Raw genomic sequence first — 26,274 nt, forward strand, 5'->3', positions numbered from 1 at the left:
CCGGTGCGCCGATCCGGTGTCCCGCGCGATCCGGACATGGGTTTTCCGGCTGGGCCGGCGGGGGTAGAGGGCACACCGCCCGTCCGCCGATGCCGAGGAGACAACCATGTCGGTGCAAGCGTTTCTCTATCTTGTCGCGGTCATCCTGCTCGCGCTCGCCGCGTTGCCCGTCCGCACCCGGGGCGTGTCGCTCGCCCTGCTCGGGGCGGCGTGCGCCCTGCTCGCCTATGCCTGGCCGGTGATCACCGGTTAGGCGCGGGGCGTCGAGGTCCGTGGCGCGGATCCCGGACCTCGGGCCTGCCTCTCGCCCCTCCTGGGCCCTTGACACCGGGCGGCACGCCCGGTGAGACTGCCTATGCTAAAGCGATTTAGCTAGGCATTTCAGGGGTCCAGGAGGGGGCCCTGTCCGTATTTCCGGGTCAGCCACCACCACCCGGCCGTCGGTGTCCGAACACGACCCGCCGGGGTCCTGAGCGGACCAGAAACGACAGGAGCACATCCCGATGAGAGAGGCGATCGGAGGACGCCGGCTCAGCCGTGCGATCTCGCTACTCGCGCTCATGGCACTCGGCGCAGGCGCCGGCGTCACCGTCTCCGCGCCGGCTGCCGTCGCCGGCAGGCACCGCCCCGCGGTCGCGCCGGGCGCCACCGTCAAGCCGGACCACAAGTCACCGACCGGATACACCGTCACGTTCGTCTACCGCAACCCCAACGCCACCCAGGTACGCCTGGCCGGCGACCTGACCCTGCTCGACCTGGACACCGGCACCACGCGGTACCAGCCTGAGGAGTGGCAGCCGGGGCGCTACCACGCCGGGGGCACCGAATTCCTCCGGGACATGACCAGGGACGCCAGGGGAAACTGGTCGGTCTCGCTTCCGCTGCACGCCGGCGGGATCAGCTACTGGTACCGGGTCTGGGACCCGACGCAGGGGTGGGAGAACAAGCGGATCTGGGACCCGGCCTCCACCAAGCCCCGTCCCCCGGGCGACGCCTCGTTCCGGGTCCGCAACAACGACGTCCTCGACGCCGTGTACGTGCCGTACGCCAAGAAGCAGAACGATCCGGTGCTGAAGCAGCGGGCGGAGTACGAGCTGCCGATCGCGGACCGCGCGAAGCGGGGCACCGTCCGGTACATCCCCTACACCACGATCCTCGGCGACAGCGGTCACTACCTCGGCGTCTACCTGCCGGCCGGCTACGACGCCAAGCGCAGGCAGCCGTACAAGGTCGCCTACCTCGCCCACGGCATCTTCGGCGACGAGACCGACTTCATGGTCCCGGCGAACGTCCCGAACATCCTGGACAACATGACGGCCAGGGGCGAGATCGAACCCACGGTGGTGGTCACCATGGGCAACCACTTCACCGGCGACAGCCTCGGCTTCGCCTCCTACAACCAGACGAACGCCGCGAACAACCTGGTGCAGACGATCCTTCCGCTGATCGAGAGGAAGTACAACGTCTCGACCGAGCGTGAGGGACGCGCCTACGCCGGTTTCTCCTACGGCGGCATGACCGGCGCCCACGTCATCCGGGGCTACCCGACCACGTTCGCGTTCTACGGCCACTTCTCCGGCAACCCGGCCCTGAGCGCGCAGGACTACGACAACGTCGCGGCGGCGGTCGGGGACGACGACCTGTTCGTGTTCCTCGGCAACGGCGTCTTCGAGGGCAACCTCAACGCGCAGAACGCCATCGCCGACAACTTCCGGGCCCGCGGCTACTCCGCCGCGACGACCCAGGTGCCCGGCGCGCACGACGGGATGACCGCGAGCCAACTCTTCACCATCTTCGCCCGGGACCACCTGTGGTCGGGCGTCGACTCGGTGTCGGTGACGCCCGCGACCACCCATCTGAAGAAGGGCGGCAACCGGACGTTCGCCGCCACGGTGGCCACCAACCCCGGAGTGAGTCCGGCGGTGACCTGGTCGGTCCGGGGAGCGACCTCGGCCCGGACGACGGTCTCCGCGGACGGCCGGCTCTCGGTGGCCGCCACGGAGAGGGCGCGGTCGCTCACCGTCGTGGCGACGTCGGTGGTCGACCCGACCAAGACCGCCTCGGCCCGGGTCACCCTGACGCGACCAGGTCGGGGGCACTGACCGGTGGGCGCGGTGGGCCGGTGACCGCGGTCGCCGGCCCACCGCGTCGGATCACGGAGTGGTGAGGTCGAAACGGTTGACGGTGACCGAACCGCCGAGCGACGAGGTGGCGTAGTTGAAGATGCCGTACCGGTAGCCCATGAAGAACTGCCAGTTGTTGTTCAGCGTGTACGCCGGCCCGAGCGAGGTGAAGTTGACTCCGTCGGTGCTGTAGGAGAACCTCGCCTGCCGGCCGGAGCCGGGTCTGATGTCCGCATTGATGCGTAGCCAGATCCGGCCGCCGGACACCGCCGCGCTCGCCCGTTCGGTGCCGGTGCTCGTGGTGTTCCAGTTGCTGTCCATGGAGAGCCCGTCGACCATCGAGACCCGCGTCTGTCCGTTGTCGCGACGGACGCCGACCCAGGCCGACAGATGTCTCAGCATCGCCAGTCCGGACCGGTCACCGTCGCGCATGGTCGAGTAGTCCAGTTGGATCGTCGCGGTCGACGTCGGTCCCTGGATCCGGTGGGTCAGCGTGTTGCGGGCGGCGTACAGGTCGTTCGTGACCGTGGCGGTCTGCAACCGCAGCCCGTTGTTGAGCGAGTACTTCGTGGTGTCCGGGTTGTGGTTCCACTCCCAGCGCGGGTCGAGCGTCGGGCCGGCGAAGGTGTCCGGACCGATCATCGACTTGACCTGGCGTGGTGGCCGCGGCACGTTCGGGAACGGGTAGCTGGCGCCCCAACCGCCGTTCACGGTCTGGACACTGGGCCAGCCGTCCGAGCTCCAGTTGATCGGCGCCATCACCGGGATCCGGCCGCCGGGGTACGCGTCGACGAACGCCATGTAGTACCAGGCGCCGTTCTGGGTCTGCACCAGACCGCCCTGGTGCGGGATGCCGGCGCCGGAGACCGGGGTCGGCATGTTGAGCAGCACCTGCCGCATCTCGTACGGCCCCCAGGGGCTGGTCGAGCGCAGCACGTACTGGCCGTTGGCCGGCCGGGTCACCCAGATGTAGTAGTAGTTGCCCCGCTTGTAGAACCGGGAGCCCTCGAGCGTCCCGACGCTCGACGGGGTGCTGAACACCTGCTGGGCGCGGACCTGGCTGGTGCCGTCCGCCGACAACTGGGCCACGCTGAGGGTGGTGTTGCCGTACGCGACGTACATCGTGTCGTTGTCGTCGATCAGCAGCCCGGCGTCGTAGTAGCAGTTGTTGATCCGGGCCTTCTTCTGCCAGGTGCCGTCCACGGCGGACGCGGTGTAGACGTACGTCCGGTTGAACTCGACGCAACCGAGCCAGTAGTAGGTGCTGTTGCTCTTGCGGTAGTTGAACGCCGAGGCCCAGATGCCCTTGATGTAGGCCCGGCCCCCGGTCAGGTTGTAGTTGTTCGAGTCGAAGTCCAGATTCGGCACCGCGTGCCCGGCGTACTCCCAGTGCACCAGGTCGTAGGAGCGCAGGATCGGCGCTCCGGGCGAGTAGTGCATCGTGGAGGCCGTGTAGTAGTAGACGTCGCCGACCCGGATGATGTCGCCGTCGGCGAAGTCCTGCCACACGATCGGGTTGGTGTAGGTCGACGACGGCGGCCACGGCCCGTCGGTGGGCGGGGGCGTGGTCGTCGGCGGGGGAGTCGGTGAGGCCGTCGGCGACGTCGTCGGCGACGGCGAGGTGGTCGGCGAGGTGGTCGGCGACGGCGAGGTGGTCGGCGAGGTGGTCGGCGCGGTGTCACCGCAGGTGACGCCGTTGAGGGCGAAGTCCGTCGGCACCGGGTTGCTGCCGGTCCAGGCGCCGTTGAAGCCGAACGACACGCTGGCGTTGGTGCCGATCGCGCCGTTGTAGGGGGCGTTGGTGACGGTCACGTTGGCCCCGGACTGGGTGTGGTCGCCGTTCCACAACTGCTGGATGGTCTGTCCGGCGCCGAAGGTCCAGGTCAGCCGCCAGCCGTTGACCGGATCACCGAGGTTGGTGACGTCCACGTTGGCGCCGAAGCCCCCCGGCCACGAACTGCTGATCGTGTAGGTCACCCGGCAGCCGCTCGCGGCCTGGGCGGACGAGGCGACGAACGCGGCTCCGGTCGTCGTCAGGAGGGCGGCCAGCAGGCTGGCCAGCCAGAGTCGTCTGATGCGGTGCACAGTTCTCCTCCGATGCGTGGTCAGGCTGCGGCGCAGCTCAGCGTGGGGTTGTTGTTGGCGCCGCTGACGGAGCCGAGGAAGCCGAACTCAGTGCTGGCGCCGGCTCCCAACGCGCCGTTGTAGCTGACGTTGCGGGCGGTGACGGCGGAGCCGCTGCCGCTGATCGTGGCGCTCCACGACTGGGTGATGGTCTGACCGTTGGCCCAGGTCCAGGTGACGGTCCAGCCGGAGATGGCCGCACCTCCGGCGGTGACGGTCACGGTGGCCTGGAACCCGCCCGGCCACTGCCCGGCCAGGGCGTACGTGGCGGTACAGGCCCCGCCACCCGGCGGCGGCGTGGTCGGCGGCGGAGTCGTCGGGGGCGGCGTGGTCGGGGGCGGCGTGGTCGGCGGCGGAGTCGTCGGCGGGGGCGTGGTCGACCCGCCCACGTTGCCGATGCTGCCGGGCACCGCGCGCAGCGCGTTGTACCAGACGGCGGCCATCTTGTCGTAGCCGTTGGCGGTCGGGTGGATGCCGTCGATCAGGTCGCCCGTGCTGAGCGCGGAGTGCATGTCGACCAGGTGGACGCGCTTGCCGGCGTTCACCTTGCTCTGCACGATGCCGGGAACCGCGGCGTTGAAGGTGCGGACCGCCGACTCCTGGCCCGGATTGGACAACGGGATGAGCTGCGCGACGAAGACGTCGGCATTGGGCGCCGTCGCGGTGATCTTGTCGATCAGACCGGACAGCCGGTTCGGCGCGCCCGACACGTTGTAGTTCTGCAGGATGTCGTTGGTGCCGATGTGCAACAGCACCGTACGCGGGGTGGTGTTGCGCAGCCAGCCGACGATGTTGGCGTCGATCTGGTCGATCCGCCAGCCGGGGTGCCCCTCGTGGTCGTGGTCGCCCAGGTTCCCCGGCCCGTTGTACTGCGAGCCGACGAGGTCGACCCGGTAACCGGCGCTGTTCAGCCGCTGCCACAGGCCGATCCGGTAACCACCCGGCACCTGCGTGCCCTCGGTGATCGAGTCGCCGAGCGGCATGACCCGTACCCCGCCGTTGGACTCGGCGCCCGCCGGCCCGGTGACGGTCGCCGCGCCGATCGCGGCCGTCGCGACCGCGAGGGCCGCCGCGACGAAGAATCTCCTCCGTGTACGCATGATCAGCCCTTCTGCCGGTATCCGGCGGTGCTCCCCGCCCGGCGGGGAGATGGAGGTCTGGTCTCTGGCAAGGGGTGCTCCCTCTGGGACGGGACGGCCGGCGGGCGCGCCGTGCGCGACTGCCGGCGGGGCGGGTGGGGGCGTGAGTGATGACCGGGCGCGGGGCGGTGCTGGTGGGGGTGCGCAGCGGCTCGACGCCCGGCGTCCGCTGCGGCGCCGGCGGTTGGCCCGGACGGTCACCGGCGGGACGGCGCGGGAACGTGCTGGTCCCGGTTGCCCTCGCGGCTCGGCGATCCGATGGGGAGCGTGCCCTTCGCTCCGTCGCCGGAGAGATTACATGTTATCGTTAACATCTTCAATGGGTGAACGTCGATGCGTCACCCGCCCGCGCCGTGCTCAGCCGGCGTGGTGGTTCCGCCCGGCCCGCTGGATCAGGGCCTCGACCCACCGCTCGAACTTGCTGCTGCCGCCACCCAGCAGCCCGGACAGCTCGTCCTGCGTCACCCCGCCGCGCGCCGCCAGCGACTCCAACAGGCTCCGCACCCGCCTGTGGTCCTCGTCGTCCGACCCACCGCCGGTCGCGCCACCCATGCCCAGGTGGCGGTGCAGATCCTGGAGGATGTCCATCATCTGCGGCAGCGTCTCGATGATCTGCGACAACCCGGCCTCCCGGGGGCTGGACGAACCGCGCAGGTCCTGCAGGGTGAGCGCCACGGACATCGGGGTGACGATGTCGGTCTCGCTGCTCATCCCGTCGATCGCCCGGCCCAACTGCTGCTTGGCGGACTCCACGCTGTCGAGGTCGGTGTGGTCGACCAGGATGGTCCGCATGCCCTGCACGTCGAAGGGCAACTGCTGGTCCTTCGCCATCAACTGCACGAACGGCCGGCGTAGCGCGTGCCGCACCGCCAACTCGTAGAAGACGTTGGCGTTCTGGTCGGTGAGGTCGGCGACGACCAGCTCGTTCTGAATGATCCGGTCCAGCACCTGCGAGGTGATCAGCCCGGCCCGCTCGATCTCGTCGCCCCGCACGGCGACGAAGCCCCGTGCCTCAACCACCGGTCGGATCAGGTAGTTGAGGATCTGGTCGCTGCGCCGGCGGATCTCCGAGCCGTCGGGACCGATCGGTGCGATGACGAAACACTCACGGCGTGTGGCGTTACCGTTACCCTCCCCCATGGAGTCAGCGTAGTGGAGGTCGGGTAGGCGGGTGTCAGCCGGTCGGTGCGTGCTGGTGGTCCCAGCGGGCGCGGTGCGCCGCCAGCAGGCGTCCGGCCTCGGCCGCCGCGTCGGGGGCGACCGGCTCAGCGGCCCATCCGTCGAGCACCCGGGCCATCCCGTCGACGAGCCGCCGGCCGACCGGGGTGAGCCGGCGCCGCGCGTGCAGGACCGGCAGGGTGTCGGCCACCGCCCGGCTCCACCTGACCCGCTCGACCTGGGCGTGGTGCCGCTGCGCCCGGGTGCGGGCGGCGTCCGCCTGCCGGCGCCAGAACCGGGCCACCCCGAGGTGGGCGTACGCGCCGTGCAGCAGGCCCTCAAGCGGGCGGGGGTCGGTGCGCCACGGCGCGTAGAACAGCTCGGTCGGGCCGGGTTCGAGCAGGGCGAACATGTCGGCGAGCGCGGCCAGTTTCAGGTGCTGGATCTCGTGGGCCAGGGTGACCGCCGCGGTCCGGACGTCCCGCGGGGGGTGCGACATCGCCACCGACCCGAACGCGTGGTGGAAGGTGCCGCTGCGGGTGCCGGCCCGGGGCGCGCGGACGGGTATCAGCACCCGCATGGCGGCGGACACCTCCTCGGCGACCGGCCGGTGGTCGTCGACCAGGAGCCGCCACGTCCCGTCGAGACGGTGCCGCCACCCGTGGTCGGTCCGGGGTCCGTCGAGGCGTACCCCGGGGACATGCTGCCAACCGGGGGTGTCCACCACGAGCGACAGCGGTAGGCCCTGACGGCGGAACCCCATCCGGGGCAGTGGGGTCCAGCCCGGACCTGCCGCCCGCACGTCGTCGACCTCGACCCGCTCGCCCGCGCAGCGCACCCGCAGCCGTCCGTCGACGCACCGCACCGACGCGCGGGTCGCGCCGGCGGGAACGGCGAGGGTGCCGAGCCCGGGCAGGTCGAGCCGGCCCGGCACGCCGGGCGGCAGCGGCACGTCGAGGTCGGCGTCCGTGCCGGAGCGTACGGCCGCGACCACGGCCACGGCCGCCAGCAGCCCGGGGTACGGTGCGCTGCTACCGCGGCGCAGCAGCGAGGCGGTGCCGAACGCCCAGGCGGCGACAGGCGGATGGCCCAGCGCCGCCGCCCGGGCCCGCGGGTCGCATCCGGCCAGCACCCGGTAGGCCGCCTCGATCGCCGGCAGGTCCGGGTGGGCCGCCTCACCGAGCAGCAGGGTCAGCGTCCGGACCATCAGCAGGGTCTTGCTGTGCTGCGCGGAGCGCAGCCGCGCGACGGCGTCGGCCCCGCCCCGGCCGGCGGCGAGTTCGTCGAGGACGCCTCCCGGCAGGAGGTGGTGGGGGAGGGTCACGACGCCGCCCGTAACGCGGTCACGTCCCGCTGCACCGTCCGGTGGATGTGTCCGATGAGGGCGTACAGGTCGGGGCAGTAGACCGAGGGGTTGTCGAAGCCGGCGCCGGCCCGGTACCGGTGGGTGCGCAGCCCGCCGCCGCACACCCGGTGCCGGTCGCAGGCCCGGCAGGTCGCGCACAGCCCGGCGGCGCCGGCCTGCTGGGCCCGGATCGCCGGCAGCCGCAGCGCGGTGTCGAAGGAGTGCCGGCTTACGTGCAACCCGGTGCCGGCCGCCCCGGGGTACGCGGCGGCGAGCGTGTCGTCCAACTCGATCGCGCCGTCGCTCTGCACCACGGCCACGGCGAGCGGGCCGGTGCCGACCCCGGTGAGCCGGGACGTCCCGCCGAGCAGCAGTTGGATGATCTCGTCGAAGAGCCGGACGCCGGTGCGCTGCCCCGGCGTGTGGTACCACTCGTCGAAGACGGCGGCCAGCCAGCGCGCGTACGGGATGCGGCGGGGGTCGGGGGCGCGATCGGGCGGGGGTGTGGCCCAGGTGCCGTGCGGCAGCAGGAAGTCGACCGCCGGTGGCCGGTGCGCCAGCAGCGCGCGGTAGGTGGTGACCGGGTCGTTGCGCAGGTCGACGGTGCAGAGCAGACCGTTGAACAGGTGCGGGAAGTCGCTGGTCAGCCGGCACAGAGCTGCCTCGACGTGGGTGTGGCTGCCCCGGCCGTCCGGGCCGCGCCGGTGCCGGTCGTGCCCGGCCCGGTCGCCGTCGAGGCTGACGCTGACCCGGACGTCGAGCCGGTCGAACAGGCGCAGGAAGGTCTCGTCCAGTCGTACCGCGTTGGTCTGCACCGTCACGCGGACCGGGACGGGCGCGGCGGCCTGCCGGAGGGTCGTCACGGCCGCGCGCAGGCGCGCGGGCCCGGCCAGCAGCGGTTCACCGCCGTGCAGCACGACGTCGACCCGACGGAGCCGGTGCGCGCGGGCGTGCTCGCCGATGCGCTGGGCGGTCCGGCGCAGCACCTCCGGCGGCATGGTCCGGGGCTGGGATCGCCAGCCCTGGTCGGCCTTGGTGTAGACATAGCAGTGGTCGCAGGCGAGGTCGCAGCGGCTGTGCAGCTTGAGCACGAACTGTCGGAACGGGACGGCCGGCACCCGTGGGCCGTGATCGGGTCCGGGCATCAGCCGCTCCGCCGTGAGGTGAGGGGCCGTCCGGCCGCTGCGGGGAACATCCAGCATACATCGACGTATGACGTTTGATCGGCGCGCGGCGAGGAATGCCGGCCACCAGGGAAGCAGCGCACCGTTATCATGAACCTACGCAGCGGATCCGGCCACCGGTCGATATCCGAATCCGTGGTGACACCACCCGGAGCCACATGCGAAGACAGGCGGTGATCGGGGGATGGACGCGGAGGAGGACATGTTGCGTTCCGATCTCATCGATCTCACCGATGTGGATCTGACCGCGCTCGACGCGGTGCCCAGTGCGGTGCTCGTGGCCGCGCTCCATCGCCTGGAACGCCGCAGCGCGGACCTGGGCGACCAGTACGCGGCTTTCGAAAGCGCACTCGATGGCCAAGACTGACGACACCTCCGGCGCCGGCGGGACCATCGTGTCCTTCGTCTCGCCCGCCAGCGGCACCGGGCGCAGCAGCGCGGTGGCCAACATCGCCTGGATCCTCGCCGGTAACGGCAAGCGTGTCCTGGCGGTGGACTGGTGTGCCCGGACCCCGCGCGTCTACGACTACCTGCGCTCGTTCCAGGTGGACGCCGCGTCGGCCGCCACCGCCCTCGGCCCCGATCTGGCGACGCTGATCACCCCGCACCCGGACGGGCCGTCGCACCGCGCCCCCGCGCTGATCGCCCCGGCCGCGCCGCACCAGGGCACCCTCTACCGCTACGCGATGCCCGGGTCGAGTTTCGGGTTCGAGATGGTCGGCGTCGGCGCGGAGGCCGTGACCCGTCCCGACGGCGACCCGGTGCGGCTCCGGCAACTGCTGCGGCAGACCGACTACGACTATGTCCTCATCGACACCCCGGTGGACCTCACCCTGCCCGGCATCACCCACGCCGCGGTGCTCAGCGACGTCGCGGTGGTCAGCATGCCGCCCCGGCGGCAGGCCATGCACCAGGCCGCCGAGCTCGCCGCGGAGCTGCGACGGCAGGCCGCCGGCGGCATCCGGATCCTCGCCGCGCCGACCCTGCGCGACGTCACCCACCCGTGGTACGGCGAGGCACGCGACACCGCCCGCCGCGCCTTCGCCGCCCTGCTCGACGAGTCCGACCAGCAGTCGCCGGACGACTCGGTGGAGATCGTCGAGGTGCCGGAACAGGCCTACGACACGTACGACGACGTGCTGGCCGTGCTTGCCGACCCGCCCGACGTCGACGCCAGCCTGCTGTCGGCGTACGAACGGATGACGGCGTGGATCAGCCGGGGCACGGTGACGCGGGCGGCGGCCGTGCCGGAGCGGATCCGGCGCCGCTACCGCCGGGGCGTCCTGTTGGAACGGGCGGAGAGCGCCGACGACATCGCCGTGATCTACGACCCGGCCGACCGACCCTGGGTGGACTGGATCTGCGGGCAACTGCGCCGGGCCAGCGTCACCGTCCACCCCCGCGCCCTGCGGTCCGGCACCGCGCCCAGCTACCCGGGCGACGCCACCGTGCTGGCCGTCGTCTCCCCGAACGTGCTGCGGGCGGTCGGCACCGCACTGTCCACCCTGCCCGCGCAGGCCGACGACGCCGAGATGCTCGCCGTCCTGGTCACCGGCCACGAGACCGACCAGAAGATCGACCCACGGCGGGTCGTCGACCTGCGCGACGCCGACCCGGTCCGGGCGCAGTCGCTGCTCCTGAGCCGGCTCGGCCTGATCGCCCCCGCCGCGCCCGCCGCCGATCTCCGCACCGCGCCGCGCTACCCGGCCGAGCCGGACCGACGGACACGGCACAACCTGCCGCCCCGCAACCCGTCCTTCGTCGGCCGGGGGGAATACCTGGAACGGCTGCGCGACCGGTTGGGCGTCGACGGCAGCCCGGTGACCCTCACCGGCGGCGCCGGAGTCGGCAAGAGCGAGTTGGCCCGCGAGTTCGCCCACCGGTTCGCCTACGACTACGACGTGGTCTGGTGGATCCCGGCGCAGGACCGCGACACCGTCCAGACCAGCCTCGGCGAGCTGGCCGACGAGATCAACGCCGTCGACGGCACCGGGGCGGCGGAGGCGGCGCTCACCGCGCTGTCCACCCGCGGCGGCATCGCCCGATGGCTGTTGATCTATGACAACGCCGACAACGCCGAGGTGGTGCAGCGGCTGCGCCCCCGTGACGGCACCGGCCACGTGCTCATCACCTCCCGGGACGACGGCTCCCCGGACCTGCCCTCACCGCTTGAGGTCGCCGCCTTCAGCGGGGACGAGAGCATCGCGATGCTGCGCCGGGTGCTCGGCATCAGCACCGACGACGCGCGGACCATCGCCGCCGCGCTGGAACACCTGCCGCTGGCCCTGCGCCTGGCCACCGCCTGGATCCGGGAACGCACCCGCGCCTTCGAGGACGAGGGTCTGCCCAATCTGGAGTCGGTGGGCCGCAGCGTCACCGAGCTGCTCGACGAGCTGGGCCGGCCCAGCGCCCAGGAGGACGACGAACGGATCCCCGGTTCGCACACCTCCACCGTGGCCCGGGTCCTGGACATCACGCTGCGCACGCTCGACGGCATCGAGTTCGGGCCACTGGCGGTGCGCCTGGCCGAACTCGCCGCGTTCCTCTCACCCGAGGGCATCGGGCTGCCGCTGCTGCGCTCGACGTCGATGCTGACCCAGCTCGCCGCCGCCGCGGACGTCGACGCCGAGGAGCTGCTGCTCACCGCCGGCGAGATCGACCTGGTGCTGACCGTCGGCGCGCGCTTCGGCCTCTACGACGTCGACTGGGGACGCGGCGCCGCGCTGCGCATGCACCGGGCCATCCAGGTGCTGCTCCGCGAGGCCATTCCCGACCCGCTCCGGCAGGAACGCCACGACCAGGTGCTGCACGGCCTCGCCGGGTACGCGCCGACCGACCCGGAGGCCGACGACCGCCGCTACCTCGACGTCTTCGAGGAGCTGCAACGGCACCTCGTCCCTGCCGGCGCGCTGGAGTGCGATCACCGGCTGGTCCGCCACTGGGTCGTCAAGCAGGTCCGTTACCTCTACCTGACGAGCGACAGCGACATCTGGCAGTCGGCGCTGCATCTGGTCCGGCCGTTGTGCGAACGGTGGACCGCCGACGGTCAGCCCGACCAGTTGACCATGCGCCTGCTCGTGCAGACCGCCAACCTGCACCGGGCCCTCGGCCAGTACGCCGACGCCCTGCGCCTCGACGAGCAGGTGCTCAGCGAGCAGCGCCGCCGCTACGGGCTCCGGCACTACCGCACGCTTGTCGCCGGTCGCGGCCGAGGTGGTGACCTGCGCGGGCTCGGCCGCTTCGAGGACGCCCTGGTCGAGGACCAGGCCACCTTCGCCGGGTTCCACAAGGTCGTCGGTGACGACCATCCGAACACCCGGATGGCGGTCAACAACCTCGCCCTGTCCTTCCTGCTCACCGGCGACGCCCGCGAGGCGCTGCGGTTGGCCCGCATGGAGCGCGACCGCCGGATGGCCCTGTTGGGGCCCGAGGACTTCCGGGTCTGGCGGGCGGCCTGCGTGGTGGGCACGCTGGAGCGCGAGGTCGGCGCCTACGACCTGTCGCTGGCCACCCTGCGCGAGGCACTCGAACGGATCCACCAGTTGCCGGCCGCCAGCCCGCTGGAGGAGCTGCGGGTCAACCGCACCCTCGCCGTCACCGAACGACGCCTGGGCTCCACCGTCGCCGCCAAGAACCGCAGCTCCGAGACCTACCGCGGCTACCGCAGCCACCTCGGCGAGGACCATCCGCTGACCCGCGCGAGCCTGCTGAGCATGGCCGTGGACTACTACCGCGCCGGCGACCTCGGCATCGCCGTCGAGAACGGCATCCGCTGCCTGCGCGGCTACGAGCGGCAACTGGAGACCGGGCACCCCTTCATCGCGGCCTGCTCCGTCGACGTCGGGCTGTTCCTGCGCGGCGCCGGCGAATACGACCAGGCCGTCCGGGACGGGGAGCGTGGCCTGCGCATCCTGCGGTCCCGGCTCGGTGACGTACACCCGTGGACCTTGACGGCGATCAACGCCCAGGCCGGCCACCTGGCGGCGTGGGGTGACCTGGACGAGGCCCTGCGCATCCAGGACGAGGCACATCTGAACAGCGTGCACTATCTCGGGCGCAGCCACCCGTGCAGCCTGGACGCCGCCGCCAACGCCACCACCATCCGGGGCCTGCGCGACGGCGACGGTGGCGTCACTCCGTCCGCCCTGACCGACACCGACATCGACGTGCCGGAGAGCTGAGGAGTGACCAGGTGAGCGTTCCGGAGCCACGCGCCGCCCTGCACGAGGAGTCCGCCGAGCAGGACGTCCCCGGGTTCCGCAAGAAGCGGGACCTGTGCCGGGAGGTGCTGCTCGCCGACTCCGGCATCTACCACGTGGCGCACTACACCTCCGGCGTCCTCGACTTCGCCCTGGACCTGCTGGCGCACGGGTCGGCCCCGCCGACGCGCGACGGCGACGAGCTGACCGACAGCCGCGACAACCACCGTCGGGTCGGCGCGCAACTGGTATACCGGGCGACCGAACTCAACCGGCGGCTGTGGGAGTTGCAGAGCGGAGCGCTGATCCGGCTGGTCGCGCAGACCGCCTCGGGCCTCGTCTTCTGCAACTCGGTGGTCGGCAGCGAGCACGTGGTCGGGTTCGGCGCCACGCCTGCCACCCCGGCCGTCACCGGCGCCACGCCTGCCGACCCGGCGCAGTTCGAGAGGATCGACCGCGCCGCGTCCGGGCTCGCCACCGACCTGCGCCGGCTGATGCGGCAACGCTCCCAGAATCCCGGTGGCTGGCTCACCGACACGACACGCTCGACCCAGCAGGCCGCCGACGGTCCCCTCCACCCGCGCGTGACCGGGTCCGCGGACTCCGACGGCGTGCTCGCCGCGGCCCTGCGGCCGGAGGGGCTGCACTACCTCAGCCATCATCGGGCCGGGGAGCAGGTGGCCAGCGCCGACATCCTGGCCCACCCCGAGCTGGCGCCGTTCTTCAACCGGGGCGTCACCGTGGCCGACCGGCGCAGCCGCTACCAGCGGCTCGCGGCCGACCTGTCCCTCCTGGTGTTGCAGATCAGCCGGGACCTGCGCCGGGCCGTCGACGGTGACGTCACGCGCCTGGTGCTCGACGTGGAGATGGGCGCGGTCTACTACAGCCGTCTCACCCGGGGCGACTACCTGTTCGGCGTCACCCTCGACCAGGACATGGTCCGCGAGGCCGATCAGGCGTTGTGGGCGGCGGGGCGCCGGCTCGTCGAACCCGCTGCCGGACCGTCCGGCCGATAAGCTCCCGATGGACCACTCGGCGTCGTACCCGTCCGGAGGACGGCTGTGAAACCTCTGGCGCGATCGGCGGCCGTGGTGGCCGCCGGACTGTCCGGCCTGCTGCTGGCCTGGGCCGGGCACATCCGCGGGCTGGAAGAGTCGCCGACCTACCTGCTGCTCGCGGCGGTCCTGCTGGGTGTCGGGCTGATCGGCAGCACCCGCGACCTCAGCCTCGCCGACGTGCGCGCGCACCTGTCCACCGTGCTGCTCGCCGTCACCGTCGGGGTGGTCCTCAAGGCGGCCCTCATCGCCGCCGTGATGTACCTGGCCTTCCGCGATCCGGCGGTGCTGGTGCTGGGCGTGGCCGTCGCGCAGATCGACCCGCTCGCGGTGGCCGCCATGAGCCGCCCGGACCGGACGTCCCCCCGCGCCCGCGCGATCCTGTCCATCTGGGCGTCCTTCGACGATCCGGTGACGGTGCTGCTCACGATCTATTTCTCCGCGGTCGCGCTGGAGTTGCGCGGCGACGTGGCCACCACCGCACCGGGCATGCTCGGCAACGATCCGCTCGACCTCGCCCTCGGCTTCGCCCTCAACCTGGCGTTCGCCGCCGTCGCCTGGCTGCTGTGGCGTCTCCTGCTGGCCGCCGGTCTCCGCCCGGGCGCGCCGGTGAGCGCACGCCGACTCGCCGTGCTGCGGTGGACCGCGGTCGGCCTGCTGATCGTGCTCGTGCTCGTCGCCGCCGGGCAGTTCCTCATGCTCGGCCTCGCGCTGGCCGGGCTCTTCTTCCGGCCGCGCCTGGGTCCCGTCGTCGGCCGGTCCACCGAGGCCGCCTACCTCGTCGCCACGTTCCTGCTCGGCATGCTGCTCGTACGGGGAGTCCACCTGGTCGAAGGGGTGGTGCTCGGCCTCGCCGCGGTGGCCGCGCACATGCTCGTGTCGCTGCCGCTGTCCCGCAACCTGCCGACCGCCGACCGGCGGTATCTGGCCTGGGGGCAACAGAACGGCCTGACCGCGGTGATCCTCGCCCTCGTCCTGGAGCGCAACTTCCCGGGCACGGTGGGCGTGGTCGCCACCGCCATCGTCGTGATCAACGTGGTGCACGCCATCGCCACCGCGGTCCTCGACCGCGCCCGGCCCGCCGGTGACACCGCCGAGCCGGCGCCCGCCGACCCGGTCGCGCTGCCCCGGATGCGGGAGAACCCGGCCGCCGGCTCGCTCGAACCGGAACGGTGACGAGGCGCGGCCGTCAGCGCGCCACCATCAGTTGCCGGACCCGCCCGCTCAACCCGTCGAACAGTGACCGCGCCTCCGACCATCTGGGGGAACGGTCCGGCGGCGCCGCCGCGCCGTCGGACTCGCCCAGGTCGCCCAGCACGTCGAGCTGGAACAGCGGCAGGAACTCGGCGAGCCCGTCGTAGGTCTCGCAGAGCCGATCCAGCCGCTCCGGGTCCGTCGCCTGCGGATCTCGTCGGTGGCTGTCGTACCACTGCGCGACCCCGTCGCGGAACGCCTCCACCAGCCGGCGCAGCATCATCGACGTGCCCAACGCCCGCTGCACGTCCCGGGACCGCAGCCGGGCCCGGAGCGACGCCCCGCCCTCGTCCGCGGTCGCGCCGCGCCGTGGCGCGAAGGCGTCGCTGAGCTGACGATCGACGCCGGTGAGCTGGTCCAGCGCCCCCACCGCCTCCACGAACACCTGGGCCACCCGGCCGGGCAGCTCCGGCGCGCCCGACGCCACCGCCGGACCCGGGGCGACCCCGCCCACGACCACCCGTGGCCCGCCCAGCTCACCCCGCAGCTCGTCCAACTGGTACGACAGTTGCTCGATGGAGCGCTGGGTGTTGCTCTGCTGCCGGTGGATGCGCTCGACCCGCTGCCGCACCGACGTCAGCGCGTCCGCGCCGACCACCTGTTCCAGCCGGCGCATCGACGCCTTGACGCTGCCCGAGAGGTCCTCGGCGAACGTCTGCGGGTCGTAGACGATCGGCTCCACGCTGAACGTCGCGGCGAGTTCCGCCGCCAACTCGGCGGGCAGGTGCCCGACCACGACCAGGATCGCCTCGCTGTCCGGCACCCGGGCCCGGATGGCCATCACCCGCCGGTGCAGCTCGTCGACCTCCTCGGCCTTCAGGATCGACTCGGACAGCAGCACCCCGCACCCGGCGTCCTGCTCGTCCAGCGGGATCCAGAAGTCGACGGGCAGGTCCCGCACCGATCCGAGCAGATGGTCCCGCTGGTACGACCAGCCGTCCTGGGTCAGCACCCGCCGCACGGTGGCGGCCACGTCCTGCCGGCTGGCCAGATCGAACTGGACCCGCACCGCCTCCCGCACCATGACGTGGGTGACCGGCGTGCCCGCCTGCGTCGCCCGCTGGTGGAGGTCGTAGCAGAGTCGGATCACCCGACGCGGCACCCCGTCGGCCAGGTTCGTCAGGTAGTCCACCGTCTCCGGGGTGAACGGCGCCAGGCGGGCCTGCCCGAACGTGCGCGCCTGGCTCTGCCGGATGAACTCCTCGACGTCGGCGACGCTGAGCGCCGACATCCGCACGATCGGCCCGATCCGCTGCCGCACCTCGGGGGTGAGCAGGTGCAGCAGGTCGGGCAGTCCGGAGAGCACGAGCAACGCCCCGGACGACGCGAAGGCGCCGATCAGCGCCGCCAACCGGGCCATCGCCTCGTCGTCGGGCCGACCCGCGAGGAGGTTGTGCAGCTCGTCGAGGACCAGGACGAACCGTCTTCGCCGCCGTGCGTGCAGCACCGCGAGCACCGCCATCGTCTCGACCGCGGCGGCCTCCACGTCGGTGCGCGTCGTGACCCCGGCGGCCACCAGGGCCGGCCCCGGCGGGTAGCCGGTCAACCAGTCCCACGCCGCCGCCTCGGTGGCCGGCTCCAGCAGCATCGCCAGCACGGTGCCGAACGACGGATCCGCGGTGACGTCGGCCAACTCCGCGCGTAGCCGCTCGGCGAGCGCACCGGTCGCCGGCTCGCCCTCGTCGGTGGCCTGCCGCTGCGCGACGAGGTCCCGGACGGCCGCCCGGGACAGCCGGCCCAGAAACTGCCGGCTCACCGCCCGGAACGTGTCGGCCGGGGCGTCGAGATAGATCGCGCCACCGACGGCCTCACCGGCGGCCCGGGTGCGGGCCAGCAGCTCGACCGCCAGATGCGTCTTGCCGGTGCCGTAGTCACCGAGCACGGCGACGGTCGCGCTCGCACCCGTCCGGAGGTAGTTTTCCAGGTGCCCGACCGCGTCCCGGATGGCCGCGGTGACCACCGTGGGGCCCGCCGCGCCGTCGTCGCTGACCCGGGCGACGGCCGTCGGGGAGAACGGATTGACCGCACCGGCCGCAGGTGGACTTGCGTGTGCGTCCATCTTCCTGATCCTCCGGTAGCTGCGGTCTGGGCGCCAGACATTCCCGTACCGGAGGCCGGCTCCGCGCGTGTGCCACCTCCGGCCCGTCTTCGAATGGTAGCCGTCCGTAGCCAACGCGGCGGACCCTCGCCGCCCGCCGGTTCGGGTTCACCTGCGAAAAGAAGCCGTTCGGGCAGGTGTGGTGGACGCCGGCCCGATCGACTTTGTCCAATACGATAAGGCCCATGGTGGCAACCGGGAGGCCGCGAAGCCGATTCGTGATCCGCCGCCGCCCGCACCGTCCGAGAGGCGTTCGATGACCGAGCCCGGTGCGGGCTCCTCCCGCCCCACCGGCTGGTGGCTCCGAGTGGTGTTCGCGGTCGTCGGCGTCTTCGCCTTCGTCCTCGGCTACCTCGGCTTCGAACGGCTGCTGCTGGACCGGCCGGAAACCGCACACGACCTGACCGACGTGATCTATTACGACCTGCAACTGTTCGTCCTCGGTGCGGAACCCTTCCAGGAGTCCGGCCCCTACCCGTGGCAGCTCCAGGTCGCCCGCTTCGTCGCCCCGCTGTTCACGCTGCTCGCCGTCGCCGAGGCCGGTCGCCTGCTCCTGGCCGCCGAGATCCGTCGCATCCGCGCCCGGCGGGCGCGTGAGCACGTCCTCGTCTGCGGCGACTCCCAGTTCGCCCGGATGCTCGCCGACCGGCTCTTCGCCGACGGTGAACGGGTGGTCGTGGTGCGTTCCGTCCCCTTCGGGCCGTTGGAGTACCGGCAGCGCCGATATCTCGGGGTGGTGGGCGACCCCACCAGCCCCGAAGTGCTCCGCGGCGCCGGCCTGCCCCGCGCGAACACCATCTACGCCTGCACCGACGACGACGACCGCAACCACGCCGTCGCGAACACGGCCAGCCGGCTGATCCAGGACCGCCGTCAGCCGCCCCGGGTGTACGTCCAGGTCCGCGACCCGGAGATGTGCCTGTCCCTCCAGGCCCGCCGCCTCGGCGCCGCCGGGTCCAGCCGGCTGCGGCTGGACTACTTCCACGTCGACGACGTCGCCGCCCGCGCCCTGCACCGCCATCACCCGCTGCCCGCCGTGCCGGCCCGGTCGCCCCGCGTCCTCATCGCCGGCAGCGGCGCCTTCCGCCGGGCCCTGCTGGTGGAGACCGCCCGGCACTGGCGTACCCGCGGTGCCGCCACGGCGCCGCTGCGGGTCGACCTCGTCGCCCCCGACGCCGGCACCGAACTCGCCCTCGCCGCCTCCCGGTACCCGTTCCTGAGCGCCGCCTGCGACGTCGTCGCGCACGACCTGGACCTGGACGGCCTGGCCGGGCTGGGCCACCTGGACGACGGCTACGACCGCATCTACATCTGCACGCCGGACGAGCGGGTCGGGTTGCAGTTCGTCCTGGACACGCCCGCCCTCTGGCAGGCGGCGCGCGGCGAGGTGTTCGTGCCCGTCTACCGCCAGGCGGCGCTCGCCGCCGCGTTCCACGGCGACTCGCGGCACGACCTGCTCGACGAGGTGCACGGCAAACTGCGCCTCTATCCGGTGCTCACCCGGGCCTGCGACGCCCGGCTGATCGCCGAGGACCTCACCGAACGGCTGGCCCGGCAGATCCACGACCGCTATCTGCGGGCCCACCGCGGCCCGGGGGCCCGGCCCGGTCCGGCCGCCGCGATGGTGGACTGGGCCCACCTGCCCGAGTCCCTGCGGCGGGCCAACCGCGCCCACGTCCAGGACATCGCCGCCAAGCTGCTGAACCTCGGCTGCGTCGTGGCGCCCCGGCGCGGCGGCGCCGGTGACGCCTCCGCCGAGCAGGCGATCGAGGACCGGATCGACGTCCTGGCCCGGCTGGAGCACGAGCGCTGGTGCCGGGAACGCGCGGGTGAGGGCTGGGCGTACGGTGAGCCCCGTGACGACACCCGACGGCGGCACCCCGCGCTGCGGCCCTGGGACGAGTTGACCCCCGACGTGCAGGAGAAGAACCGCCAGGAGATCCGCGCCCTGCCCGACGTGCTCTCCGACAGCGGGTTCGAGCTGATCCGGCTGAGCGCCACCGTGCCCACCCAGTCCCGCGGTCCCGGCCGGTGACCTCCGGCCACCCACCGGTGCGGGTCGGCGTCACCGGGCACATCCACCTGACCGCCGCCACCGAGCGGCTCGTCGCCGACGCGCTGCGGGTCGAGCTGCGCCGGATCAGCACCCGGCCGGTGCACGGCGTCACCTGCCTGGCGCCCGGCGCCGACCAGATCTTCACCCGGGCCGTGCTCGCCGGCGGCGGCACCTACGACGTGGTCCTGCCGGCCCTCGACTACCGGGACGCGACGATCCCGCCGGAGAAGCGCCCCGACTTCGACGACCTGCTCGCGCGCGCGGCGCACGTGTTCCACACCGGTCACGCCCACTCGGGCACCGCGGCGTACGCCGCCGCCAACCGGGACCTGCTGCGCCGGGTGCAGCGGTTGGTGGCGGTCTGGGACGGCGAGGCCGGCTGCCACGGGGCGTCGACCGACCGGACCGTCGGCTGGGCCCGGCAACTGGGCATTCCGGTCACCGTGGTGTGGCCGCCGGGCGCGCGTCGCGAGGCGAGGCCCTCGAAGTGACGTTAGTCACACCGGAGTGGGACCGTTGTGCGACGGCCGCGTCGTCTGACCCGGTGTGAGAACCGGCATGGACGCGGCCGACGAGGGTGAACTCGTACGTCGCGTGGCCCGTGGAGATCGGCGGGCGTTCGACGAGCTCTACCGGCGTACCGCGCCCTGGTTGGAGGTGCGGTTGCGTCGCCGCTGCGCGGACCCGGACGTGGTCGCCGAGGTGCTCCAGGACACCTACCTCGCGGTCTGGCGGGCGGCGGGCAGCTTCGCCGGCGCCCAGGCCAGGGGCAACGGTGGCGCGCGGGGCAGCGCGGTGGGCTGGCTGTGGACCATCGCCGCCCACCGCCTGGTCGACGCGTTCCGCCGGCGGGCGCGCCGGGCGCAGGTGCCGCCGGTGCCGCTCATGCCGAGCACGTCGCCGGCGGCCGAGGACGAGGTGATGGCGGCCCGGATCGGCCAGGAGTTGGAGCAGGCGCTGCTCGTGCTGCCGCCCGAGGTCCGGGCCGCCCTGCGGGCCACGGTCCTCGACGGGCTCTCGCCGCGCGAGGCGTCGGTGCTGCTGGGCGTGCCGGAGAACACCGTCAAGTCCCGCGTACGCCGAGCGCGGATCGCCCTACGGGAGGCGCTGTCATGACCACCCATCCCAGCCTCACCCAGATCGACCGCTACGCCGCCGGCGATCCCGGCCTCGACGAGCCGGCCGTCTGGGCGATCGAGGTGCACCTGGAGGACTGCGCCGACTGTCGGGCCCGGCTCGCCGGCAGCACCACCGTGGACAGCCGGGCCGTGATCGAGCGGGTGGCGACGATCCTGGACCGGGAGATCGCGACGACGCCGACCCCCGCCGCGCGCGGCTGGTCCTGGCCGGTGCTGCGGCACCGCTGGTTCGTCGGCACGCTCCTGCCGTGGCTGGCCGTGACCGCCGTGGCGCTGGCCTGCGCCGCGCTGCTCGGCGCGCTGTGGACCGGGCTGCCCGCGCTGGTGCTGCTGATCGCGCCACTGGCTCCGCTGCCGGGTGTGGCGGTCGCCTGGAACCGGCGGGCCGACCCGGCCTGGGAACTGATCGCCGCCACGCCCGCCGCCGGCCTGACGATGCTGCTGCGGCGTACGGCTGCGGTGTTGGCCTTCGTCGTGCCCGCGCTCGCCCTGGTCGGTGCCGGCGCCGGGGTGTCGTTGGCCCTGATGCTGCTGCCCGGCCTGGCGTTCGCCGCCGCCGCGTTGCTGCTGGGCACGCTCGTCGGGGTACGCCGGGCCGCGATCGGCCTGATGGCGGCCTGGACGCTCGTGGTGATCGCGCCCAGCCTGGCCGCCGCCCGGATGCCCGTGGTGCTGGCGGCGGGGAGCGTGCGCGCCTGGGCGCTGGCCGCGGCGCTGCTGACCGTCCTGGCGCTGCTCCGGGTCGACGGATTCCGGCGACTCGCCCACCACGACTGACCACCCGAGATCGCGATCCCCGAAGGAGATCATGACGATGCGCGCCGTGAGCGCGGTCGAGACGACCGCCACCACCCATCCCTGGGCGATCCACGCGGAGGGCCTACGGGTCCGGGCCGGACGGCATCTGGCCGTCAACGGCCTCGATCTGGCCCTGCCCACCGGCGTGCACGGCCTGCTAGGCCCGAACGGCGCCGGGAAGACCACGCTGATGCGCGCCCTGGCCACCGTCCTGGCCCCGGCCGGCGGCCGGCTGACGCTGCTCGGGCACCCGGTCGACGGCCGCTCCGACCTGCGCCCGGTCCGCCGCACCCTGGGCTACCTGCCGCAGCACTTCGGCTACTACCCGCGGTTCACGGTGCGCGAGTTCGTCGGCTACATGGCCTGGCTCAAGGAGATGCCGAAGGCCGGTGTCCCGGCGGCGGTGCAGCGGGCCATCGACCGGGTCGGGCTGACCGCCAAGGCCGACGCCCGGCTGAAGACGCTCTCCGGTGGCATGCTGCGCCGGGCCGGCATCGCCCAGGCCATCGTCAACGACCCCCGGCTCCTGCTGCTCGACGAGCCGACCGTCGGCCTCGACCCGGAGCAGCGCCTCGACTTCCGCGAGCTGCTGCGTGACCTCGGCACCGACAGCTGCGTGCTGGTCTCCACCCACCTGGTCGAGGACGTGGTGGCGGCGTGCGCCGACGTGGTCCTGGTCCACGAGGGCCGGCTGGTGTGGCAGGGCACGCCCGAGGCGTTGAGCGCGCAGGGCGACCAGGGCCACGCCGGCGACAGCCCGGCCGAGCGGGGCTACTCCGCGCTCCTGCGCCGGCACCGCGCGGAGGTCACCCGATGAGCATCCTGGGACTCGAACTGCGCCGCTCGGCCGCGCTCGGCGCCGCGCTGATCGCGACGGCGGTCGGGGTCGGCGCGCTCTACACGGCGACCGGCAGGTGGTCGGCCGGCTGGATGACGCTGGCCCTGACCATCCGGGAATACCTGCTCCTGATGTGGCCGCTGGCCCTCGCCGCGGGGGCCTGGCAGGGCCGCCGGGAGCACCGGGCGAAGGTCGGCGAGCTGTTCGCGACCACCGCCCGGTCCCGCGCCGGGCGGATGCTGCCGGTCCTCGGCGCGATGGCGCTCACCCTCGCGCTCGCCTACCTGCTGGTGACCGCCGCGGGCCTCGCCGGGATCGTCACCACCGCCCCCTACCGGCCCCTGCCGACCTTCGCCGTCGTCACCGGCGTCGGCGCGCTGTCCCTGGTCGCCGCGGCGTGGCTCGGGCTGGGGCTCGGGCGGATGCTGCCCGCCCTGGTGACCGCCCCGGCGCTCGGGGTGGCCGGGGTGCTTGTCGTCTTCTTCAGCACTGTCGGGCCCGCGGACCGGCTGGCCGCCGCGATCTCCCCGGTGCACGGCTCGGGCCCGTTCCACGACTACCAGACGATCGACAACCGGGTCAGCGGCGCGCTCGCGATCTGGTTGACCGGGCTCGCCGTCACCGGCCTGCTGCTGTTCGTCGCCGGTGACTGGCGCGCCCGGACGGCGGCGCTGCTGCCGGTGGCGCTCGGGCTCGTGGCGGCGACGGCGATCGTGCCCCGCGACCGGGACGTGCTCAACTGGCCGGTCGACCCGGTCGCCCGGGAGCTTATCTGCACCGAGGATGCCCCGACGGTCTGCGTCAGCCGGGTCCACGCCAACGTGCTCGACACGCTGACCCCGCTGGCCCGGGAGGGCCTGGCGGCACTGGCGAAACTGCCGGACGCGCCGACCGCCGTACACGAGGACACCCGCACGATCGGCTACGACGAGGCCTGGCCCGCCCCCCGGGCCGGCGTCGTCACGATCGAGATCCGGATCGACGCACGTGGCGGGCTCGCCCACCCCGCGTCCGTGGTCCCGGCGGTGGTCAGGGGACTGGGAGTCGGGTACGACGGGCAGTGCCGCAACCGCAACGACGTGGTCGAACGCGCGGCGGCCTCCTGGCTGCTGGGGCGCGAGCCGCGGTCCGACGTCGGACTGGTGCCCGGCATGATCGAGGAGGATCCCGGGATCAACCCCGAGGCCGTCACCCTGTGGCAGGGGTTGCGGGAACTGCCCGACGACGAGGCGCTCGCCCGGGTCACGGCGGTCCGCAACGCGCTGCGGGCCTGCCAGGACCCCAGCGGATTGCTGTCCCGGAGTGCCGGGTGAGCGGGACGCTTCTCTACCTGCGGTCGCGCCGCGTACCCCTGGCCCTGGCCGCGGCCCTCGGCGGCGCGGCCACGGTCTGGGCGCTCCGGCTGGTCTTCGGCGAGGAGCGGGACGCCGCACCGCTGGTGGTCGTGATGTCCGTGCTGCTGATGGTCGCGGCGCTCGCGCCCACCCTCGCCGGCCCCGACGAGAACCTGGACCGGACCGCCTCGATGCGCTGGCCCTGGCGGCGCGCGGCGCACCTGCTCGCCGGCCTGCTGATCGTCCTCCTGCCCCTGCTCGCCACGCTGCACACCGGCGCCCGGTTCGGGCCGGCGACGCTTGTCGCCCGGGACGCCGCCGGCCTGCTCGGGCTCACCGCGCTCTGCGCGGCGGCGCTCGGCGCCGCCCGGTCGTGGATCCTGCCGCTGGCCTGGACCACCGTCGCGGCCATCTATCCGCAGGGCGGCACCTGGGGAACGGTCGCGACGTGGCAGGGCCAGCCCCCCGACAGCCGGGCCGCCACGGTGACGGCGGCCGTGTTCGCCGTCGGTGGGCTGGTCGCCTACTCGGTCGCCGGCCCGGCCCGTCGGGAGCCGGCCGAGTAGCGCGGACGGTGATCGTCCAACTACTTCCGAACCCGGTGCAACGTCCCGGGTGAGTGCCTCCGTTCTATCTCCGTCACGAGGAGGCAGTCGACGTGAGAGCCGAAGACGAGCAAGCATTCCGCGAGTTCGTGACGTCACAGATGGCGTCGCTGCGGAAGCTGGCGTACATGACCTGCGGGGACTGGCACACGGCGGAGGACGCCGTGGCCAATGCGCTGGTCAAGCTCTATCCCCGCTGGCGGAAGCTGGAACGGCCCGATCTGTACGCCAAGACCATGGTCTATCGGGCCGCGGTCGACGAGACCCGCCGGCCCTGGCGGCGTGAGCGGTCCGCGGGCGACGCCATGCCCGACGTCGCGCTCCGGGACCCGGCCGGCGCGACCGAGGAGCGGATGCGCCTACGGGCGGCGCTCGACGCCGTGCCGGCCCGGCAGCGGGCCGCGGTGGTGCTCCGGCACTACCTGGACCTGAGCCTGGAGGACACGGCCCGGGTCCTCGACTGCACGGTGGGCACGGCCAAGAGCCAGGTCTCCCGTGGCCTGGCGAAGCTGCGCGAGTCGCTCGGCGGCGAACACGTCAATCTCACCGCGAAGCCGATGGAGGAGTGGACAAATGCAGTTGCGTGATCTGGTGGACGCCGTGACGGGCGACGAGCCGCCGATGACCCGTACCGCCGACGACATCATCGCGGCCGGGCGGCGGGCGCAGCGGCGTCGCCGCGCCGGGTTCGCGTCGGCCGGCGCGGCCGGGCTGGTCGCGGTCGCGGTCACCGGCGCGTTCCTGCTGCCGGCCCTGGTCGGCGAGCGGGACACCCGGGCCACGCCGACCCCGGCCGGGGCGGCACGGCCCGGGTCCGGCGACGCAGGCCGGCCCGACGCCACGCCGTTCGCCTTCACCTTCAAGGGGTACGACGCCGGCACGCTGCACGTGCAGGACCCGATCGCCACGTCCACCGGCTACCAGATCGCCTCCGTCTACTCCGACAACCACACCTCCAACGACAAGCCCCAGACGGCGGAGGAGGCCGAGGCGCAGGGCAACGTCGCCGAGCGGAGGAAGAAGGCCGGCGGGAAGCCGTTGCTGTGGGCGTACCTGACCGTCTACCGGCCGGGCGTCTTCGACCCCGCCGGGGTCAAGGGCGGCACGAACGTCACCGTGGCCGGGCACCGGGCCCTGCGGGCGACGCTGCCGGTCGACCTCGACCCGAGCAAGCCGGTGGACGAGCGCAACAAGCTGTTCGCCTGGGAGTACGCCGACAACGCCTGGGCGGCGGTCACGTCGTTCTCCGGCGACGCGGCCACGCCGAGCTTCGAGGACCTGGGTGGCCTGGTCGACGGCCTGAAGCCCAGCACGCCAACGCCGGCCCGGGTGCCGTTCACGGTGGGCTACGTGCCGGACGGCTACGTGCCCTTCCAGACCGGCACGCACGCCATGCCCGGTCTCGTCGGGGTCGCCACGGCCCGTGAAGGTGACTACGGGGGGGCCACGTACACCCGGCCGGCCCTGCCCACCGCGGGCCTGACCGCGCCCTACGACGCGACCGAGGGCGTCATCACCGACGGGTTCCACATCTTCCTCACGCCGAGCACCAGCGCGAACCAGTCGCCGGAGCCGGGCGCGACGAGGTGCTACGAGGTGGACCGCCGGCGCGTCCGGGAGGCCGGCCTGTCGATCGGCGACTTCTGCAACATCTGGAGCGCCGACGGCAAGGTCGTCCTCCAGGTCAGCGCCACGGGCTCCGACAACAGGCTGCGGCGGGCCGAGCTGGAGAAGATCGCCAAGGGGATCACGGTCGCCGACGTCGATGACGAGTCGACCTGGACCGCCGCCGCGGACGCCCTGCGGCCCTGACACGCTCTCCTGG

At 73.0% G+C, this 26,274-nt stretch carries 21 protein-coding genes; 15 read left to right on the forward strand and 6 right to left on the reverse strand.

Going from position 1 to position 26,274, the window contains the following annotated elements:
- Positions 1-106: 106 nt before the first annotated feature.
- Positions 107-253, forward strand: a complete 147-nt coding sequence (locus tag O7619_RS07075; protein WP_281585211.1) for a hypothetical protein — start codon at positions 107-109, stop codon at positions 251-253.
- A gap of 250 nt (positions 254-503) precedes the next feature.
- Positions 504-2,102 carry an alpha/beta hydrolase-fold protein gene (locus O7619_RS07080; RefSeq protein WP_282286480.1) on the forward strand — a complete coding sequence of 533 codons (1,599 nt, stop codon included), beginning with the start codon at positions 504-506 and terminating at the stop codon, positions 2,100-2,102.
- 51 nt (positions 2,103-2,153) lie between these two features.
- Here the strand turns inward: O7619_RS07080 and O7619_RS07085 are convergent, their stop codons facing one another.
- The 5 genes from O7619_RS07085 to O7619_RS07105 all read right to left on the reverse strand — a co-directional run bounded on the left by O7619_RS07085 (position 2,154) and on the right by O7619_RS07105 (position 9,034).
- Positions 2,154-4,208 carry a family 43 glycosylhydrolase gene (locus O7619_RS07085; protein ID WP_282286481.1) on the reverse strand — a complete coding sequence of 685 codons (2,055 nt, stop codon included), beginning with the start codon at positions 4,206-4,208 and terminating at the stop codon, positions 2,154-2,156.
- Between the two features lie 20 nt (positions 4,209-4,228).
- Positions 4,229-5,347 carry a cellulose binding domain-containing protein gene (locus O7619_RS07090; RefSeq protein WP_282286483.1) on the reverse strand — a complete coding sequence of 373 codons (1,119 nt, stop codon included), beginning with the start codon at positions 5,345-5,347 and terminating at the stop codon, positions 4,229-4,231.
- A gap of 396 nt (positions 5,348-5,743) precedes the next feature.
- Entirely contained in the window at positions 5,744-6,526 is a 783-nt protein-coding gene (locus tag O7619_RS07095; protein WP_282286485.1) for a hypothetical protein, read from the reverse strand.
- A 34-nt stretch (positions 6,527-6,560) separates the two neighbouring features.
- Positions 6,561-7,868 carry an HEXXH motif domain-containing protein gene (locus O7619_RS07100; protein WP_282286487.1) on the reverse strand — a complete coding sequence of 436 codons (1,308 nt, stop codon included), beginning with the start codon at positions 7,866-7,868 and terminating at the stop codon, positions 6,561-6,563.
- Positions 7,865-9,034 carry an FxsB family cyclophane-forming radical SAM/SPASM peptide maturase gene (locus O7619_RS07105; RefSeq protein ID WP_282286489.1) on the reverse strand — a complete coding sequence of 390 codons (1,170 nt, stop codon included), beginning with the start codon at positions 9,032-9,034 and terminating at the stop codon, positions 7,865-7,867. The genes O7619_RS07100 and O7619_RS07105 overlap by 4 nt, the downstream gene beginning before the upstream one ends.
- A gap of 223 nt (positions 9,035-9,257) precedes the next feature.
- On the opposite strand from O7619_RS07105, the gene fxsA reads away from it, so the two are divergent.
- The 4 genes from fxsA to O7619_RS07125 are packed head-to-tail and all read left to right on the forward strand — an operon-like array spanning position 9,258 to position 15,503.
- Positions 9,258-9,440 carry an FxSxx-COOH cyclophane-containing RiPP peptide gene (gene fxsA / locus O7619_RS07110; protein WP_282286491.1) on the forward strand — a complete coding sequence of 61 codons (183 nt, stop codon included), beginning with the start codon at positions 9,258-9,260 and terminating at the stop codon, positions 9,438-9,440.
- The gene (fxsT, locus tag O7619_RS07115) at positions 9,427-13,254 is read left to right on the forward strand and encodes an FxSxx-COOH system tetratricopeptide repeat protein (protein WP_282286493.1); all 3,828 of its coding nucleotides are present in this window, start codon (positions 9,427-9,429) and stop codon (positions 13,252-13,254) included. The genes fxsA and fxsT overlap by 14 nt, the downstream gene beginning before the upstream one ends.
- A gap of 11 nt (positions 13,255-13,265) precedes the next feature.
- Complete coding sequence (locus O7619_RS07120; RefSeq protein WP_282286495.1) at positions 13,266-14,288, forward strand: hypothetical protein; 1,023 nt, start codon at positions 13,266-13,268, stop codon at positions 14,286-14,288.
- Between the two features lie 45 nt (positions 14,289-14,333).
- Positions 14,334-15,503, forward strand: coding sequence for a hypothetical protein (locus tag O7619_RS07125; RefSeq protein WP_282286496.1), 1,170 nt, complete (start codon positions 14,334-14,336; stop codon positions 15,501-15,503).
- A 13-nt stretch (positions 15,504-15,516) separates the two neighbouring features.
- Here the strand turns inward: O7619_RS07125 and O7619_RS07130 are convergent, their stop codons facing one another.
- The gene (locus O7619_RS07130; RefSeq protein WP_282286497.1) at positions 15,517-17,640 is read right to left on the reverse strand and encodes an AAA family ATPase; all 2,124 of its coding nucleotides are present in this window, start codon (positions 17,638-17,640) and stop codon (positions 15,517-15,519) included.
- Positions 17,641-17,935: 295 nt separating this feature from the next.
- Here O7619_RS07130 and O7619_RS07135 point away from each other — a divergent pair, with 295 nt between their 5' ends.
- The 9 genes from O7619_RS07135 (at position 17,936) to O7619_RS07175 (ending at position 26,261) form a co-directional block, all read left to right on the forward strand.
- Complete coding sequence (locus tag O7619_RS07135) at positions 17,936-19,714, forward strand: RyR domain-containing protein (RefSeq protein ID WP_282286498.1); 1,779 nt, start codon at positions 17,936-17,938, stop codon at positions 19,712-19,714.
- Positions 19,711-20,226: a hypothetical protein gene (locus tag O7619_RS07140; RefSeq protein ID WP_282286499.1), complete on the forward strand. Its 516-nt coding sequence runs from the start codon at positions 19,711-19,713 to the stop codon at positions 20,224-20,226. The genes O7619_RS07135 and O7619_RS07140 overlap by 4 nt, the downstream gene beginning before the upstream one ends.
- Positions 20,227-20,293: 67 nt before the next feature.
- Positions 20,294-20,851 carry a sigma-70 family RNA polymerase sigma factor gene (locus O7619_RS07145; protein WP_282286501.1) on the forward strand — a complete coding sequence of 186 codons (558 nt, stop codon included), beginning with the start codon at positions 20,294-20,296 and terminating at the stop codon, positions 20,849-20,851.
- On the forward strand, positions 20,848-21,651 hold the full coding sequence (locus O7619_RS07150) for a hypothetical protein (protein ID WP_282286502.1): 804 nt from the start codon (positions 20,848-20,850) through the stop codon (positions 21,649-21,651). Before O7619_RS07145 ends, O7619_RS07150 begins: the two co-directional genes overlap by 4 nt.
- Positions 21,652-21,688: 37 nt before the next feature.
- Positions 21,689-22,489: an ABC transporter ATP-binding protein gene (locus O7619_RS07155; protein WP_282288710.1), complete on the forward strand. Its 801-nt coding sequence runs from the start codon at positions 21,689-21,691 to the stop codon at positions 22,487-22,489.
- Positions 22,486-23,823 carry a hypothetical protein gene (locus tag O7619_RS07160; protein WP_282286504.1) on the forward strand — a complete coding sequence of 446 codons (1,338 nt, stop codon included), beginning with the start codon at positions 22,486-22,488 and terminating at the stop codon, positions 23,821-23,823. The genes O7619_RS07155 and O7619_RS07160 overlap by 4 nt, the downstream gene beginning before the upstream one ends.
- Complete coding sequence (locus O7619_RS07165) at positions 23,820-24,410, forward strand: hypothetical protein (protein ID WP_282286505.1); 591 nt, start codon at positions 23,820-23,822, stop codon at positions 24,408-24,410. The genes O7619_RS07160 and O7619_RS07165 overlap by 4 nt, the downstream gene beginning before the upstream one ends.
- A 92-nt stretch (positions 24,411-24,502) precedes the next feature.
- On the forward strand, positions 24,503-25,036 hold the full coding sequence (locus tag O7619_RS07170) for a SigE family RNA polymerase sigma factor (protein ID WP_282286506.1): 534 nt from the start codon (positions 24,503-24,505) through the stop codon (positions 25,034-25,036).
- Positions 25,023-26,261, forward strand: coding sequence for a hypothetical protein (locus O7619_RS07175; protein WP_282286507.1), 1,239 nt, complete (start codon positions 25,023-25,025; stop codon positions 26,259-26,261). Before O7619_RS07170 ends, O7619_RS07175 begins: the two co-directional genes overlap by 14 nt.
- Positions 26,262-26,274 lie beyond the last annotated feature (13 nt).

The sequence above is a fragment of the Micromonospora sp. WMMD998 genome (genome assembly GCF_029581235.1).
In the GTDB taxonomy this organism is placed as follows: domain Bacteria; phylum Actinomycetota; class Actinomycetes; order Mycobacteriales; family Micromonosporaceae; genus Micromonospora.

What these genes read in the sequence shown, in the direction of transcription:
- O7619_RS07080 (WP_282286480.1), top strand. Translation starts at nt 504, where the DNA reads ATGAGAGAGGCGATCGGAGGACGCCGGCTCAGCCGTGCGATCTCGCTA.
- O7619_RS07075 (WP_281585211.1), top strand. Translation starts at nt 107, where the DNA reads ATGTCGGTGCAAGCGTTTCTCTATCTTGTCGCGGTCATCCTGCTCGCG.
- O7619_RS07135 (WP_282286498.1), top strand. Translation starts at nt 17,936, where the DNA reads ATGACCGAGCCCGGTGCGGGCTCCTCCCGCCCCACCGGCTGGTGGCTC.
- O7619_RS07105 (WP_282286489.1), bottom strand. Translation starts at nt 9,034, where the DNA reads ATGCCCGGACCCGATCACGGCCCACGGGTGCCGGCCGTCCCGTTCCGA.
- O7619_RS07130 (WP_282286497.1), bottom strand. Translation starts at nt 17,640, where the DNA reads ATGGACGCACACGCAAGTCCACCTGCGGCCGGTGCGGTCAATCCGTTC.
- O7619_RS07155 (WP_282288710.1), top strand. Translation starts at nt 21,689, where the DNA reads ATGCGCGCCGTGAGCGCGGTCGAGACGACCGCCACCACCCATCCCTGG.
- O7619_RS07160 (WP_282286504.1), top strand. Translation starts at nt 22,486, where the DNA reads ATGAGCATCCTGGGACTCGAACTGCGCCGCTCGGCCGCGCTCGGCGCC.
- O7619_RS07090 (WP_282286483.1), bottom strand. Translation starts at nt 5,347, where the DNA reads ATGCGTACACGGAGGAGATTCTTCGTCGCGGCGGCCCTCGCGGTCGCG.
- fxsA (WP_282286491.1), top strand. Translation starts at nt 9,258, where the DNA reads ATGGACGCGGAGGAGGACATGTTGCGTTCCGATCTCATCGATCTCACC.
- O7619_RS07095 (WP_282286485.1), bottom strand. Translation starts at nt 6,526, where the DNA reads ATGGGGGAGGGTAACGGTAACGCCACACGCCGTGAGTGTTTCGTCATC.
- O7619_RS07150 (WP_282286502.1), top strand. Translation starts at nt 20,848, where the DNA reads ATGACCACCCATCCCAGCCTCACCCAGATCGACCGCTACGCCGCCGGC.
- O7619_RS07145 (WP_282286501.1), top strand. Translation starts at nt 20,294, where the DNA reads ATGGACGCGGCCGACGAGGGTGAACTCGTACGTCGCGTGGCCCGTGGA.
- fxsT (WP_282286493.1), top strand. Translation starts at nt 9,427, where the DNA reads ATGGCCAAGACTGACGACACCTCCGGCGCCGGCGGGACCATCGTGTCC.
- O7619_RS07175 (WP_282286507.1), top strand. Translation starts at nt 25,023, where the DNA reads ATGCAGTTGCGTGATCTGGTGGACGCCGTGACGGGCGACGAGCCGCCG.